16 protein-coding genes are annotated in these 15702 nt (G+C 60.3%); 3 read left to right on the top strand and 13 right to left on the bottom strand.

Annotated elements, in window-relative coordinates:
* Window positions 1-16 precede the first annotated feature (16 nt).
* From KQI84_08985 to pyrR, 5 genes are read right to left on the bottom strand one after another with little or no spacing between them, the layout of a single operon-like run.
* Window positions 17-973 (bottom strand): dihydroorotate dehydrogenase, encoded by a 957-nt coding sequence (locus KQI84_08985; GenBank protein MCB2155009.1) that lies wholly within the window; start codon window positions 971-973, stop codon window positions 17-19.
* Complete coding sequence (locus KQI84_08980) at window positions 954-1634, bottom strand: hypothetical protein (GenBank protein ID MCB2155008.1); 681 nt, start codon at window positions 1632-1634, stop codon at window positions 954-956. Before KQI84_08980 ends, KQI84_08985 begins: the two co-directional genes overlap by 20 nt.
* On the bottom strand, window positions 1631-2944 hold the full coding sequence (locus KQI84_08975) for a dihydroorotase (protein MCB2155007.1): 1314 nt from the start codon (window positions 2942-2944) through the stop codon (window positions 1631-1633). The genes KQI84_08980 and KQI84_08975 overlap by 4 nt, the downstream gene beginning before the upstream one ends.
* On the bottom strand, window positions 2941-3951 hold the full coding sequence (locus KQI84_08970) for an aspartate carbamoyltransferase catalytic subunit (GenBank protein MCB2155006.1): 1011 nt from the start codon (window positions 3949-3951) through the stop codon (window positions 2941-2943). Before KQI84_08970 ends, KQI84_08975 begins: the two co-directional genes overlap by 4 nt.
* 17 nt (window positions 3952-3968) lie before the next feature.
* Complete coding sequence (pyrR, locus tag KQI84_08965) at window positions 3969-4511, bottom strand: bifunctional pyr operon transcriptional regulator/uracil phosphoribosyltransferase PyrR (GenBank protein MCB2155005.1); 543 nt, start codon at window positions 4509-4511, stop codon at window positions 3969-3971.
* A 441-nt stretch (window positions 4512-4952) separates the two neighbouring features.
* Here pyrR and guaA point away from each other — a divergent pair, with 441 nt between their 5' ends.
* Window positions 4953-6494 (top strand): glutamine-hydrolyzing GMP synthase, encoded by a 1542-nt coding sequence (gene guaA / locus KQI84_08960; GenBank protein ID MCB2155004.1) that lies wholly within the window; start codon window positions 4953-4955, stop codon window positions 6492-6494.
* A 125-nt stretch (window positions 6495-6619) separates the two neighbouring features.
* Here guaA and KQI84_08955 read toward each other — a convergent pair whose 3' ends face one another.
* From KQI84_08955 to KQI84_08945, 3 genes are all read right to left on the bottom strand, one after another.
* The gene (locus KQI84_08955; GenBank protein MCB2155003.1) at window positions 6620-6919 is read right to left on the bottom strand and encodes a hypothetical protein; all 300 of its coding nucleotides are present in this window, start codon (window positions 6917-6919) and stop codon (window positions 6620-6622) included.
* A 141-nt stretch (window positions 6920-7060) separates the two neighbouring features.
* Window positions 7061-7444: a response regulator gene (locus KQI84_08950; protein ID MCB2155002.1), complete on the bottom strand. Its 384-nt coding sequence runs from the start codon at window positions 7442-7444 to the stop codon at window positions 7061-7063.
* Window positions 7445-7655: 211 nt separating this feature from the next.
* Window positions 7656-8204, bottom strand: a complete 549-nt coding sequence (locus KQI84_08945) for a hypothetical protein (protein ID MCB2155001.1) — start codon at window positions 8202-8204, stop codon at window positions 7656-7658.
* Between the two features lie 230 nt (window positions 8205-8434).
* Between KQI84_08945 and clpX the strand changes: the two genes are divergently transcribed.
* Complete coding sequence (gene clpX / locus KQI84_08940) at window positions 8435-9691, top strand: ATP-dependent Clp protease ATP-binding subunit ClpX (protein ID MCB2155000.1); 1257 nt, start codon at window positions 8435-8437, stop codon at window positions 9689-9691.
* 12 nt (window positions 9692-9703) lie between these two features.
* Complete coding sequence (locus KQI84_08935) at window positions 9704-10168, top strand: macro domain-containing protein (protein MCB2154999.1); 465 nt, start codon at window positions 9704-9706, stop codon at window positions 10166-10168.
* Between the two features lie 452 nt (window positions 10169-10620).
* Here KQI84_08935 and KQI84_08930 read toward each other — a convergent pair whose 3' ends face one another.
* The 5 genes from KQI84_08930 to KQI84_08910 form a co-directional block, all read right to left on the bottom strand.
* A complete protein-coding gene (locus KQI84_08930) occupies window positions 10621-11724 on the bottom strand; it encodes a hypothetical protein (protein MCB2154998.1) in 1104 nt (367 codons plus the stop codon).
* Between the two features lie 11 nt (window positions 11725-11735).
* Complete coding sequence (locus KQI84_08925; GenBank protein MCB2154997.1) at window positions 11736-12806, bottom strand: hypothetical protein; 1071 nt, start codon at window positions 12804-12806, stop codon at window positions 11736-11738.
* Window positions 12807-12817: 11 nt separating this feature from the next.
* Window positions 12818-13894: a hypothetical protein gene (locus tag KQI84_08920; GenBank protein ID MCB2154996.1), complete on the bottom strand. Its 1077-nt coding sequence runs from the start codon at window positions 13892-13894 to the stop codon at window positions 12818-12820.
* 137 nt (window positions 13895-14031) lie between these two features.
* Window positions 14032-14682 carry a hypothetical protein gene (locus KQI84_08915; GenBank protein MCB2154995.1) on the bottom strand — a complete coding sequence of 217 codons (651 nt, stop codon included), beginning with the start codon at window positions 14680-14682 and terminating at the stop codon, window positions 14032-14034.
* A gap of 9 nt (window positions 14683-14691) precedes the next feature.
* Window positions 14692-15642, bottom strand: coding sequence for an SDR family oxidoreductase (locus KQI84_08910; protein ID MCB2154994.1), 951 nt, complete (start codon window positions 15640-15642; stop codon window positions 14692-14694).
* Window positions 15643-15702: the final 60 nt, after the last annotated feature.

Below are 15702 nucleotides of genomic sequence, written 5' to 3'. Positions count from 1 at the left end.
TCGTTCTCCTCGCGTGTCAGCAAGTTGGCTCCCATTCCCCGAGCGCTCCGACGAGGTCGGTCGCGCGCTCGATGTTCTCCTCGCGCAGGAATTGCTCGAACTCATCAACGATCCGCATCGCCGCGCCAGGATGCGCCAACGATGCAGCGCCGATTCCCACCGCGGATGCGCCAGCGAGCAAATACTCTGCGACATCTTCGCCGCAGTTCACTCCCCCGAGCCCGATGATTGGCACGCCCGGCATTGCCTTGTGCACTTCATGCACCAGGCGCAGGGTCAACGGCTTCACGGCGGGGCCGCTCATTCCGGCAACGATGTTGCGGAAGATTGGTCGACGCCGACGCACATCGAGCGAAAGGCCCAGCCAGCAGTTCGCAATTGTCACACCGTCCGCGCCGCCTGCCATCGCCGCATCGACGATCTCGACGATGTCGGTCACGCCGGGCGCCAACTTCATGAACAGCGGCAACTTCGGCGCAGCGTCCTTCACAACGCGTGCAATCTCTCGAACCTGCGCCGGATTTGTACCGAATGCTTTTCCGCCGGCCTCGACGTTCGGGCACGAAACGTTCGCCTCCAGCGCATCGACTCGCGCACCATCGACGAGCATCGCGGCAATTTCGCCATACTCAGCGATATTGCCGCCTGCGAAGTTCACGATCACGCTGCACTCGATATCGCGGATAGCAGGCAACTTCTCGGCAAGAAGCGCATCTACTCCAACGTTCTCTAGCCCAACCGAGTTCAACACACCCGATGGGATGTTGCGCAGACGCGGCGGCGGATTGCCGGCGCGCGGCTGCCGCGTCACGCCCTTGACGGCGATGGCACCGATGCGCGCGTAGTCGACGAACTCTGATCCCTCGGGTCCGTAGCCCCACGTGCCGGATGCAAGCACGGCGGGCGTTGCAAGCTTCATCGACGTAAGATCCACCGCAAGCGATGGGACTGTTTCAGCGGAAGAGATTGACATCGAACACAGGTCCTTCCGTACAGACTCGGGCGTATCGCCCGGCGTTCGTCGTCACCGCGCACGCGATGCAAGTCCCGACGCCGCAGGCCATCGGCGCGTTTGTGAAAGCAAATTGCATCGGCGTTCCCGCGGGAACCGTCGCCAGCAGATGCTTGAGCAGTTTGTGCGTTCCGGCGGCATAGATCGCAGCATTCGAGGTCGCTTCTCCGACTGGAACATCGTCGAAAAGCACCTCTTTCCAGAAGTCCGCGGTATCTCCGAACTCCGAAAGTGTGGTGGGCGCATTGATTAGATTCTTCAACGATGCCAGCGTCACCGCGCCGATTCCCTCATAAACGAACTGCGCCTGCCTTCCTTCATGAACCTTAAACCCATTCCCAAACGGACCGGCGACTTCGACGTGGCCAAGTTGAGCCTGGGTCTCGAGCGGCTTCGTTCGCGCCCCATCGCGCTCCCAAATCAATCGCAACCCATCGCCATCTTGCGTCGGCAAAGCTGCCATCGGAATGGGAAGAAACGGATCGGTGCCCTGCAGCGTATGGCGCGCCAGGAAAAACTGCCCCGGATGAGCAGCACGAGCCATCTGCGGCGCAGGATGCGTGTACTCCATCACGCCGGGGGCAACCTCACGAAGGCCTTGTGCGACAGTCGGAATCGTCACCTCGTCGCCACTCCCATCTTCTCAAAAATCCGTCCGTCCGCAAACACGATGTCTCCACCGACGATCGTGTGGGTGATCGCGCCGCTGAACGTGTGGTTTTGGAATGGTGTGTTGAACGATTTCGAGAAGACACGCTCGCGCGTTACCGTCGTTGTTCCTTCGGGATCGAAGATCGCGATGTCTGCGGCCGAACCCACCGCCAGCGTTCCGGCCTTGAGGCCCAGCACCTTGGCCGGCCCGATCGTCATGCGCTCGATCAAATCTTCCAGGTTCACTTCGCCCTTCTTCACCAACTCGGTAAAGAGCAACACGAACGCGAAATCCAATGCGATCATGCCCGGAGTTGCCTGATCGAATGGCGCATCCTTCTCGATGTCTGTGTGGGGTGCATGGTCGGTTGCAATGCAGTCGATGATCCCATCACGTAAGGCCTGGCGAATGGCGGCGCGATCGTCGGCGCTGCGCAACGGCGGCGCTACGCGCGCCATTGTGTCGAACTCGCCGATCGCTTCATCCGTCAAAACCAGGTGGTGCGGAGTTGCCTCAGCCGTCACGCGAACGCCGCGGCGTTTGCCCTCGGCGATCAACTCGCACGCACGCGCCGTCGAAACATGGCAGATGTGAATGTGCCCGCCGGTTTCCGCGGCCAACTCAATGTCGCGCGCCACGCACGCGGTCTCTGCCGCGGCGGGAATACCTCGCAGCCCAAGGCGCGATGCCATCTCGCCCTGGTGCATCACGCCGTCGCCGACCAGCTCCGGCAGCTCCGCGTGATCCATGATCGGACGCCCGAGCATTGCGGTGTACTCGAGCGCACGGCGCATGATTTCCGGATTGTGCACCGGATATCCATCGTCACTAAAGGCAATGGCGCCGTGCGCCTCCAGATCACCGAACTCGGTGATGTCTTTGCCTTCCTGCCCACGCGTGACAGCCGCGATTGGCAGAACCCGAACGACGCCGTCGCGCGCTGCTACCGCGCGCACGTAGTTCACTCCGGTCGACGAATCGATCACGGGGTTTGTGTTGGGCATTGGGCAAATCGTCGTGTAGCCGCCACTCGCCGCAGCCCGCGTTCCCGAGGCAATCGTCTCCTTGTCCTCTCGGCCGGGCTCGCGCAGATGCACGTGAATGTCGATCAGCCCGGGGCAAACGACCTTTCCCGACGCTTCGATCGTTTCATCGACAGACGCACTGATATCAGTGCCGATTTCGGCAATCTCGCCATCCACAACGAGGACATCAAAAACTCCGTCCCTCTTTTCCGCCGGGTCGATCACTCGACCGCCACGAATCAACAATCGACTCATCGGTCCAGACTCCTTTGGGATGCGAGCGATCCCGACAAGAGGTAGAGCACCGCCATACGAATGGCGACGCCGTTGGTGACTTGTTCGTCAATCGTCGACCGCGGCCCATCTGCCACCGACTGATCGACTTCGATGCCTCTATTGACCGGCCCCGGGTGCATCAGGATCGCGTCCGGCTTCGCCCACGCGAGCCGCTCCTCCGTGATCCCATACATCAGTTGGTACTCGCGGATGGATGGGAAGAGATTCGCCTCCATGCGCTCACGCTGGATGCGCAGGACATTGATCACGTCCGCGCCGTCGAGCCCTTCGCGCAGGTCGTAGTGCAATTCCACCCCGGGGATGTTGAAGTCCCTCGGGATCAGCGTCCGCGGCCCCACCAGGCGCACACGGGCCCCAAGCTTCGTCAGTCCCCACACGTTTGAGCGCGCCACCCGTGAATGCAGAATATCACCGACGATCGCAACGGTCAGGCCCTCGATACGTTCCTTCTTCTCGAGAATCGTGAACATGTCGAGCAAGCCCTGCGTGGGGTGCTCGTGACAACCATCGCCGGCGTTGATGATCGACACGCCGGGTAATCGCCGCGCGAGAAAATGCGGCGCGCCGCTGCTCTTGTGCCGCATGACGATCAAGTCCGCGCCCAGCGCCTTGATCGTTTTTGCCGTATCCAGAAGACTCTCGCCCTTGGCGACGCTGCTGGTCGAAACGGAGAAGTTGATCAGGTCGGCGCTGAGCCGTTTCGCCGCGACCTCGAAACTGGTTCGCGTACGCGTGGAATTCTCGAAGAACAAGTTCACGACGGTCTTGCCTTGCAGAGTCGGCAGTTTCTTGACCGTTCGCGTGAAGACATCCTTAAAACCGGCGGCGTCGTGCAGAATACGTTGAATTTCCGCGGCACTCAGGCCTTCCAGCCCAAGCAGGTGGGATCGGCGGAATTCGGCGAGCGGCGCGTCGGTTTCGGCCGGCGCAGGCGCGAGGGGCGGGGACGAGGGAGAACCGGGCATGGTGCGCTCCTTCATGATCAACTGACCAGATCGACGCCATCGGCGCCGTCGAGTTCGCGCACATTGACGCGAACGATTTGCTCTCGTGTCGTAGGAATTTCAAAGCCGACAACATCCGGCTGAATCGGATATTCGCGGTGGCCACGATCGGCCAGAACGACTAACCGAATCGCCGATGGCCGCCCGTAGGCAAGTAAGGCGTCAATCGCCGCGCGCGTTGTGCGGCCGCTGTAGATCACATCATCGACAAGAACGATCGTCATCTCGTCGACCGGAAAGGCCAGGTCCGTTCGCCCAACGATCGGTTGCGCGCCGAGCGTTGAAAGATCGTCGCGGTACAGCGTAATGTCGAGCGTGCCGAAGGGAATCTCGGCGCCGGTCTGCTGCTCGAGCGCCGCGTGCAGCCGCCGCGCCAGCACAAGCCCGCGCGTGCGAATGCCAACGATCGCCGCGGGTCCATCGCCGAGGAAACGCTCGCGAATCTCCGAGGCGAATCGTGTCATCGCCGCATCGATTTCTTCGGCGGAATGCACTTGCCGACGTTCCGTGGTGGTCGTCATCGGGTCCTCCGTTCTGTCATCAAAGGGCAAAGAAAGAGGCTCCACACGGGAGCCTCGAATGCGCCGAACGAATCGGAAAACAACGCGGGGGACACCGCCCCCACGCGCCCAATGACAGGCGGGCAGGGCAACTTTTTCGGTCCGGCCTTCGTTCGGGATCGATATTGCATCGGCATGGCAGTCGCAGTTTCCGGCGCGTGAATTTGCGCGACGTGAAGCGCGTGACGGGGCGCCTTGTCAAGTACGAATAATTTTCTAACGTTTCGCTTGCAGTGTGGAGCGGCACACGACTAGTGAGTCAGGGTTGGCCTGATGGGTCCGGCCTTGATCACGTTCATTTCCGCTTCTCCGCAATCAATTCTTCTCAATCTGTCTTAACGCTTTTTTCCCTCGCGGAATCGTCGTAGGGGTTTTCGCGTTTCCGCGTTCGAGCGAATCTTCATCCGCGAGGGTTACGTCGTGATCGTCATTGTCGATTTCGGTTCGCAGTACAACCAATTGATCGCCCGCAAAGTCCGCTCCCTCAACGTCGCCGCACAAATCGTCAACTGCAACGCCTCCGCCGAAGAAGTCGTCGCCCTCAAGCCCGCCGGTCTGATTCTTTCCGGCGGCCCCGCCAGTGTGCATGTCGAGGACGCACCGAAACTCAACCGCGATTTGCTTGAACTCGGCGTCCCTGTGCTGGGCATCTGTTACGGAATGCAGGCACTCGCGCAAGCCGCCGCCGGCCAGGTTCAACCCGGCGAAGCAGGCGAGTACGGACGCACGGCGCTGAAGGTACTTGGCGAGGATCCGCTATTCCACGATGTTTCTCGCGAAACCGTTGTGTGGATGAGCCATCGCGATTCGGTTGTCGATCTGCCCGGCGATTGGAAGCCGCTCGCGTCCAGCGCCAACTGCAAGTTCGCCGCGACGCGTCACGCCGACAACCCGTGGTGGGGCGTGCAGTTCCATCCCGAAGTTCATCACACCGATGCCGGCGAGAAGATGCTGGAGAACTTCGCGATCGAAATCTGCAACGCAACGCGCGATTGGCAAATGGGCGATTGGATCGAAGACCACATTGCGTCGCTGCGCACGGATACGGGCGATCGCAATGTGGTGGCAGCCGTCTCCGGTGGAGTCGATTCCACCGTTATGGCGGTGCTGTTGCATCGCGCGCTCGGCGATCGCCTGCGCTGTCTCTTCATCGACAACGGCTTGCTGCGCATGAACGAGTCGGAGCAGGTGATGGAGAACTTCGCGAAACTCGGTGTGCCCGTTGAGAGACTCGATGAAGCTGGGCGTTTTCTCGACGCCCTCGCCGGCGAAAGCGATCCGGAAGGAAAGCGCCGCATTATCGGCCGCGTCTTCATCGAAGTCCTTCGCGAGCACATCGGCGATTCCGATCTACTCGCGCAAGGCACGCTTTACCCCGATGTTATCGAGAGCATTTCTACACACGGCCCGAGCGCGACGATCAAGACGCATCACAATCGCGTGGCGGAAGTCCTCGGCCTGATGAAAGAAAACCGCATCATCGAACCGTTGCGCGAACTCTTCAAAGACGAGGTCCGCGAAGTCGGTGCGCAGCTCGGCATTCCGCGCGATCAGCTTTGGCGCCATCCGTTCCCCGGGCCGGGACTGGCGGTGCGTATTCTCGGCGACATCACCGAGGAACGCCTCGACCTCGTGCGGCGCGCCGATCGCATCGTCGTGGAGGAATTGCACAGCGACGATCTCTACTACGATCAATCGTGGCAGGCCTTCGCCGTGCTACTGCCCGTGCGCTCGACGGGAGTGATGGGCGACGAACGAACCTACGGACAAGTCATCGCCATCCGCGCCGTCACTTCGACCGACGGCATGACGGCCGACTGGGCGCGCCTGCCCTACGATACATTGGCAAAGATGGCGAATCGCATCATCAACGAAATCGCCGGTATCAACCGCGTCGTGTACGATATCTCCAGCAAGCCGCCCAGCACGATCGAGTGGGAGTGAGAGAAAAGCAGTGGCGAGTGGCGAGTTGTTAGTAGCTTGTGGCTAGTGACTGGTTGCTAGAAATCAATGACCTGTCCCATGGGTCAGATACGTCCTATCCGTCCCATGCCAATCCCCCACCGCCATCAAGCCCGTTCGATTTGGCCGGGCCAGCCGTGGATGCCGCCGACCAGGTTCGCGACGCCGCCGAAACCATTTTGAATCAGTAAGAACCCGACATCGAAGCTGCGCATTCCGCTGGCGCAGTAGACCACCGTGAAGCGCTTCGGGTCGAGCTCGCTGACGCGGCCGACGATCTGGCTCATCGGGATGTGAACCGATCCGGGGATCCAGCCGGACATCATCAGTTCCGGCTTCTCGCGCACGTCCAGCAGAACCGGCGGCTCTTCGGACTGGAGCAGTTGCTGCACTTCGGCGGCTTTCATCTGGCGGGGGCTGTGGGGATTACCCATCCTGTTGTCGTCCTCATCAAATAGCGTATCGGCGCCCGTATCGACGGGCTCCGGCTGGCCCTGCAATCGTCTGCGGTAGGACTCGTTCACCGCGCCAATCCCAGTGGCGAGGCGTCAAGTTTCCGGCTGCCGACGCACATCCTCGCGGGCCGAATCGGAAAGCGGAGCCAGCAGCCCCGGAATCCCGGCCACGAAGGTGCTGTTGGGCAGAACCGTGTCGGCCCCCGCCTGGCGGGCGGCCCGGATCAGATCCGTCATCGCGTGCGAGCAGAACCCCACGATCCGCGCCCGCGACAGCCGACGTGCCTCGCGCACAAGCTCCAACATATCCACACCGGGATAGTCCAGGTCCAGCAGAACCAGCACGGGCTGGCCCTTTTCCACCGCATGTCGGAACTCCGACGCGGTCACCACATGCTGGACCGGCACGCCGTAATGGCGAGAGGACAGGTCGAGTTTCGAGCGAACCATCAGGTCCGGGGCGTACGAGACAACCATGAGAATCTCCGTGCCGCCCCACAAAGCAGGATTCGTACACGCCCAATCCCGCCCGGAGAAACCACCTAGTCCGTGAAGATTTTCACATGACTCCTGCTCGTACTCGTCCACGTACTCGAACTCGTACTCGGCCGCGAGTTCCGCCCTTCGTGCTCGTGGGCGTAATCGTAATCGAACGCGCAGAGGCGCAAAGACGCAGAGGGTTCTTCTGTCAAGACCCGCCCCAGTCACTCGGAGGAGAATACGCCTTTTCGCCCGTGTGGTAGCTGCAAAACACGGGCGGCCATGTGGGCTCCGGATTCAGGGTGTACTCGCCACCGCAGGGGCATTTGCGGGGATAGCGTATATACGAATCGACCCCCACCAAGTGCTTCTCCCAGTCCTCACGATCAGTCCCCAGAATCCGAACCGCCTCGGACCAATCTTTGAGATCATGATCCTTCATGTATTGCTGAACAGCCGAATGGATCCAGCCGACATTCTCCTGGCAAGAGTCTCTCACAGACATCGACCGCGGCTTCAGAAAAGCCGGGATAATCAGCGCCACAACAACCCCCACGCCCAACAGCGCCAAGGCTCCCCGGATCACGTGCTTCTTCCAAACCGGCCATTCGCCCCCCTCCTCTGCGTCTTGGCGCCTCTGCGCGGAATCCTCCGACATCGGTTCGATCTCGGAGTAGCGGACGGGCTCTGACGGCTGGCTGGCCTGGGAAGGCAGGTCATCGTCCCGACGGAAGTTGAACGGATACAGCGTGCTCACGTCGGAATCCTCCTCCCCGCGCTGAGCGCTTTGATGCCCTCTCCTTACCCCGATCACCGACAACCGTTCAATCTGTTTCTGTGCCCGCGGGGCGAACGCAGGGTTGCCGACGGAGCCCTCTTGGCCCGATTCTCGTTGCATGGCGGACCGGGGGCGGGGCATTTTCGCCCCGAAAGCCTGTGAACGCCAGTTTTGCGGGCCGGGAGCACTATCGAATTCGGGAGTAGTACATGCGTTTGCGTTGTTCATTCTGCGGTCGCGACCAGCACCAGGTCCGCACTCTCTTCAAGGGCCTGACCCGCGAAGGCGTGGGAAGCGTCTATATTTGCGACGAATGCGTCGGCACTTGCAGCGATCGACTTGCCCGCGAGCAAGTCGTCCGCACCGAGGAGCAGACCGTTGAGTCGCTGAAGAAACTGCCGCCGCCCGCGGAGATCTTCGAGGCGCTCGATAGCTACGTCATCTCGCAGGACCGCACCAAGCGTGTGCTCTCCGTCGCGGTCTACAATCACTACAAGCGCATCCTGTCCAACCAGCAGGACGACACGATCGAGATTCAGAAGTCGAACATCATCATGGCCGGGCCGACCGGGTGCGGCAAAACGCTGCTGGCCCAGACGCTCGCCAAAGTCCTCGACGTGCCGTTCGCGATCGCCGACGCGACGACGCTGACGCAGGCCGGCTATGTCGGCGAGGACGTGGAGAACATCCTCCTTCGTCTGCTGCAGAACGCCGACGGCGACGTCGAACGCGCCCAGCGCGGCATCATCTACATCGACGAAATCGACAAGATTCACCGCACCACCGAAAACGTCTCCATCACGCGCGACGTCAGCGGCGAAGGCGTGCAGCAGGCGCTGCTGAAAATCCTGGAAGGCACCATTGCGAACATCCCGCCGACCGGCGGCCGCAAGCACCCGCACCAGGAATACATCCGCATGGACACGACGAACATCCTGTTCATCGCGGGCGGCGCGTTCAGCGGACTGGTCGACATCATCCGCCGCCGCACCGAGCAGCGCACCATGGGCTACGGCGCGGAAGTCAAGTCGCGCCGCGAAGTGAACGAAGGCGAAGTGCTGCGCAACGTTGCATACGAAGACTTGCTGAAGTTCGGGCTGATTCCCGAATTCATCGGCCGCTTCCCGGTCGTCACAACGCTCGACAACCTGGGCGAGAAGGAACTGGTTCAGATCCTGACCGAGCCGCGCAACGCGCTGACGCGCCAGTACGAGAAGCTGTTCGAGATGGACGGCATCAAGCTCGACTTCGACGAAGACGCGCTGAACGAAGTCGCGCGCCTGGCCATCGACATGGGCACCGGCGCACGCGGCCTGCGCGCAATCCTCGAAGGCGTCATGCTCGATATCATGTTCCATCTGCCCGCGAAGTCCGAGCAGTTCACCCATTGCCGCATCACGCCCGAAGTGATCCGCGGCGAAGACGAGCCGATCTTCACCGCCGAAGAGAAGAAGGCCTCCGCGTAACGGGAGGCTTGCATGATTCCCGACATCATCGATGGCGATTTGCTCGACCAGGACGTCGAGGCAATCGTCAATGCGTGGAACCGCAACATCATCCCGTGGTGGTTGCTGCTGCCCCAGGGTGTTTCCGGCGCGATCAAACGGCGCGCCGGGTACGCTCCCTTCCGCGAAGTCGCGCGCCACGGCCCGATCCCACTCGGCGGCGCGGTCGTCACCGGCGCGGGACGACTCCCCCACCGCGCCATCATTCACGTGGCAGGCATCAACGCCGTCTGGTTCGCATCGGAACGCTCAATCCGCGGTTCCGTGCGCAACGCCATGCGCGCCGCAGAGGAGCGCGGCTTTCGCTCGATCGCCTTTCCAATCATTGGCGCGGGCTCCGGATCGTACAACACAGAGGAAGCTCTCGCACTGATGCTCGATGAATTCCAGACGATCGAATCGTCTATCGAAACGCGCATCGTGCGCTTCCGCAAGTAACCCCTGGATCGCCGGCTTCCAATTGGCCGATTGTGGAGCGCTTGGACGGGAGTGTTGAATCCCTTTGGGATTCAGGCACAAGCAACCTGGGGCGCCGCGCTGCGCGCTCTGCCCCAGGATATCGGATGTTCGAGCCCTTCGGGCTCCGCAGATAGTCAGGCCACAAGAAGCCAAGCGAATCCCAACGGGATTCAACATTCGACAGCCCAGGGCAAGCGACTCCTCCGCCGGCGTGTCCGCCGTCGCTTCAGCAAAGGCGGAAGTCGGCGAAGGAGGAGACGCCGCCCTGGGTCTCAGGGCCCGGATAAGTTGCACGCTGAAGGTGTGCAACAGGGCGCGAAGTTGGCGGAAGCCATAGAAGTACCATTGCCGCATGCAGCACGAAATGGACGCCAATCATCCAGACCCAACCATCGGGGGGCGCAAACAGTTTCGAAACAAACAGCGCCCTGTCAACTCCCGCCCTCCCCTGCCGACTTGCTCAGGCCATTCATCATTGCATCATATCGCGCGAGCCTTCTCTCGAAGGCGGCCTTGGTTCCTTCATTGAGTGAATCCCAGTATAAGAAGTTCGAAGCCGGATGAGCCAGCCCCTTGATATCCGGAGGTGTCGTAAAGAACTCATCGAACTCCAAGTTTGATCTCGGATCGAACGGGTCTTTGCAGCCTTTGAGCGCTTCGCTCCAGATTCTCATCTCGAGTTGTTTCCACTCCCACCCCGTTGCGCTCTGCGGCACTGTGACACTGTAGCCATGGTGCAACCCCCAACGCACGTCACAGATGCTGCCTTCTACCCTCATTCCAAATTCTTCATTGAATCTGATTCCATGAACCCTAGATGAGTGACGGCGAAGCATCACCTGCACTTCGGCTTCGATGCGCGGATCATTCGCGGCCTCAATCAGATCCTGAAGAATGTCGAGTGTTCTTCCAAGCTGATAGTAGGCGGTCAATCGAGGACCGAATCCCATGATGTGTTGCGTATGGATGGAGAGAAGCAGAATATCCACTTCCTCGATGGCCTCGTCGTAGTCCGCATTGGCAAGATCATCTGTGGCCTTTGCCCATTGGGCTCGGCAGGCCTGCCGGAGGAGATATGGAGAAACGAAATCCCCATTGGGCATTTCCAGATCCCAAACAGAGCTCTGGTAGTCAGGTTGTCGGACGAGAGCCTCGAAATCCAGTCGGAGGTCCTCGAAGAAACGGAGCATTTCCGGGTCAACCGCTGAAACCGAATCAGCATGCTGCAGATCAGTAATCTCGTCCATGTATATTCTAGCTTGTTCTTTGTCCAACTTCTCCGCCTCCTCGTATAGCGCGTAGACAAGCCGACGAGTCTCATCAGAGGACTCGGGCCATTCGAAGAACGCTGGATCAACCTCGACGGGCTCATTCAACCACTTCTCGTAAGCCGCCAACTGTACGGGCGTCATCTTGTGCCGAGCTTTGTAGTCTGCAGCGGCGATCAATGCATAATAGAGCCCCACCAACGCGCCAGCAAACACCAGCAGGCTGACAAAGCCCCACACAATCCAACGGCGGCGCGGTCGTGGCATGCGGACCCCTCTCAACTTCCACTCGCCGGAACGGGGGAGTTCATCATCTTCCGATATCGTTCGCGATGGTACTCGTTTGCAGCGAGGGCAGTCTTCAATGAGGTGTGCCATTGCACATAAGTGAATGCGAGTCCTGATCGGCTGTCGGATGACATCCAAACGAATGAAGATCTTCTACCTATTCCGTTTTGTTTCTCCAAATGATCGTGAAAGGCCTGCGCCGCCAGCGTCGACCATTCCTCCCCCGTCGCTTGCGCTGGTATTGTTACAGGCACGCCCTCTGCAACATAGTATCCCAGCATTCGGACACTCTGGATAGTCAGGGGATCGACGGAACTCTCTTGATGAGGAACAAGAATATCATCTGCGTGCCGTTGGAGCATTCCCCGAATGGCATCGGAGATTCGTGGATCGTCAGTTCTCTGTTCAAGTTCCTCGAGCGCATCGAGAGCCAAGCTCACGGAACGACTTACGAGGATAAGGACATTCTCCCGATCCAAACCATCCGCCCTTGCAAACTGGAGAAGGACTTCTATCTCGTCCATTGCAGCGCGCTCATTGCCGTGTCGAATGTGGTATTCCGCTTCACTCCACTGAGCTATAATCGCCCAATTGATTTGGAGCGCATCAAGGTCATCTCGCCACCAATCAATCCCGTCCAGAGCGAAAGCGTCAAAGTCCGCCTGCTCAACAAGTTCTCTGAAGGCCAGTCGCAGATCATTCAGACTGTTCTGTGCTTCATGATCGATCGGGCAGTCCGGCCTGTCATCATGGGCACGCGACAGGAGAAGGGAAGAGCGAGACCCGACAGTCCAGTCGATGTCTCTGGCCGCACCGTAGAGACGAAACAAGCACCTCTGAGTCTCCTCGGAAATCTCCACTGGAGCGAAGTCCTCCAGATCCACGGTGATCGGCTCACTGCACCACTTCCTGTACGCTTCCAGCTCGGAGGGAGGAATCGATCGCTCAATGAGGCGCCGGCTGCCGTGGTCAATGACGAAGTACAGGACGACGATCATGCCAACAAACGCCAGCAGGCCGGCAAGGCCCCACACAATCCAACGGCGGCGCGGTCGTGGCATGCGGCGTCCTCTCAACTCCCACTCGCCGGAACGGGCGAGTTCATCATTCGCTCGTATCGCTCGAGAATGGAATCTACTTCCCATCCCTCTTTGCCGAGAACATAAGTGCCGTTCCGGAAAGCTCCTGAGACGTGGGGCTCGTACAGAGATCGGGCCTCCCAGAAGAAGTCATTGGCATCCGGTCTTTCCTCTTCCCATTCCCCATGCCAGAAGAACGCCTCCTCGGCCAGTTTCTGCCACTGCGGTCCCGTCGCCGCGTGGGAACTTGGAATCGAGAATCCGCGGCCGGCGGCGCTGCGCACGATCCCGATGTCGTCCTCGACCTTCGCACTTTGAGTCACGCCCAGATGGAGGTTCCGAACATCTTCGGCGTGGCGGCGTAGCAGCTCTCGGATCGCTTCGGCGATCTCCGGCTGATCGTTGGCTGCTTCGAGTTCTTCAATCGCATCCAGCGCCGCTTCCACCGCCTGCGCTGCATGGCGCTTCTCCTGAATGCTGCTGTACGGATGGGCCTTCGCGAACTGCAGAAGCACTTCGATCTCATCGAGTGCCGCCCGGCCGTTATGTTGACGAATTTCGTGGGCCGCTCTCGCCCATTGGCACGTGGGAATGAAATTCCGTGCTGTGTCCTTGATAATGCTCACTCCTTCTACGCTTAGACGGTGAAGACGAATTTCATAATCAGGTCGTTGAACAAGAGCCCGAAGGGCATCCAACATATCATCGAAGAACGCCAGAGACTCTTCATCGATTCTCTCGTTAGGAGTCCCCCGCCGTGCCTGACTTAGAAGGTCCAGATATCCCCAGCGATCGAGATCCCGATTATCTCGAACAATAACCTCGGCGAAATCCAGGAGACGCTGCACAGTCTCATCGGAGAGTGGCGGAGGAATCAGATCGTCTCCGCTGACTTCGACGACTTCGTTGCGCCATACCCGATAGGCAGCGAACTCGGCGTCCGAGAGTTTTGCGCGCCTGGCACGCTGGGCCTGAGAGGCAATCGCGAAGTACAAGCCCGCCAGCATGCCAGCAAACACCAGCAGGCCGGCAAAGCCCCACACAATCCAACGGCGGCGCGGTCGTGGCATGCGGACCCCTCCTCGCGAGTTCCACAACCATTGATAATACACGCGCACCGCGCAATGCACGAAGAAACTGTGATTCGATGGGGATTTCTCCGGCAGGATGCCGGCGCGCCCGGGGAACGCTAGGCTTTGCCGGCAACTCACCGACGGTCGAGTTCCTCGAAACTCGGCACGTGCAGCGTCGGGCCGATGTACTTGTCGAAGGCCTCGTCGAGCGTGACCAGATGGAAGGCTGGATCGCCGCCCGCCTCGTTCTCAAACAATGCCAGTTCGGGCGTCAGTTCGGAGAGGCGAAGGAATTCCTCCACCTCGCCCGCACCCGCAGCCTTCGCATCGTAGAACCTCGCGTAAACATCCAAGGTGAAGTAGGGTTGATCGGCCCATTCGCCAAACCGCTCGCGATCCTCGTCGTCCTCGCACAGGTAAGAGTTCTCCACCAAGCGAAAGGTCACGGGGAAACGAAAGTCGCCGTCAACGCTGAGGGACTCGACAACCTGGCAGCGCGCTTCGTTGTACATCGTTGCGAACGCGAGATTCTTTCGGGCCTGGTCACGCGTTCGACCGGGACCATGCACGGTAATCCACTCGCGCGCCAGGTCCTGCTGTTGCAGCGCAATCGAACGCCCATCCTCCGCGAGACTCTTCTCAAACTGAGCGACGGAATTTGCCCACATCCCGGCTTGCATATGAAAGACCGTCCCGGCCGCAATCATGTATCGATCGCGCTCGAGCAACCGGAGCAAGTACTCGCCCGCCGCGGTGTTCTTGGTTCTGTAGACTGTCGGGTTCACTTCCCTCGTCTACTGCAGCCCGCGGTAGTACTCCGCCGTGCGGCGCAGTCCTTCCTTGAAGTCGACGATCACGTCGTAACCCAGCGCCTTGCGAGCCGCGGAGATGTCGGCGAGCGAGTGCTTCACATCGCCGGCGCGCGCCGGCTCGAACATCGGCTCGATCGGCGAGTCCAACAGCTCCTTCAGCAGCGTCATCAAATCGAGCAGGGTGTATGCGCCGCCGCAGGCCGCGTTGAACACACCGCCGACTCCAGTCTCGGAAGTCGCCGCCAACAAGTTCGCGTGTACGACATTATCGATGTACGTGAAATCGCGCGACTGCGTTCCGTCGCCGTAAATCGTGGGGCGCTTGCCCTCCAGCATCGCGGTGATGAACTTCGGAATCACGGCGCTGTACTCCGACGTCGGATCCTGGCGCGGGCCAAATACGTTGAAGTACCGCAGCACCACGGTCTCGAGTCCGTGCACTTCATGGTAAGCGCGCAGGTAGTGCTCGCCGGCCAGCTTGGCTGCGGCGTATGGCGAGAGCGGCTCGGGCTTCAGATCCTCACTCTTGCTCTCCACCGCCAGGTCGCCATAGGCAGACGAGCTGCCGGCATACACGAGGCGCCGAACGCCAGCCTCGCGGCAGGCATCCAGCAACACGACCGTTCCCGTCACGTTGGCTTCGTGACAGGCGATCGGCTCGCGCACGGAACGCGGAACGGACGGAATGGCGGCCTCATGAAAAACGAGCTCGGCACCTTCGACAGCGCGGCGGCAAATCTCGGGATCGTTCGTCGGACCTTCGAACAGATCGATGCGATCGCGCACGTTCGCCAGATTTTCGTGCTTTCCGGTCACGAAGCTGTCCAGCACGGCGACGGAGTGTCCGTCCGCCACGAGACGTTCCACCAGGTGGCTGCCGATGAATCCGGCGCCTCCGGTGACTAAGCACCGTGTCCGTATAGGGTTTGACATGAAAGGCCTTCCTCGCGCATGAAGTATACAGAGTGTAGGGACCACACTAGCCTGATCGGT

The sequence above is a fragment of the bacterium genome, assembly GCA_020444065.1.
GTDB lineage: Bacteria > Sumerlaeota > Sumerlaeia > SLMS01 > JAHLLQ01 > JAHLLQ01.
The sequence above is the reverse complement of the archived record's forward strand: the minus strand, read 5'-3'. Positions and strand labels throughout refer to the sequence as shown.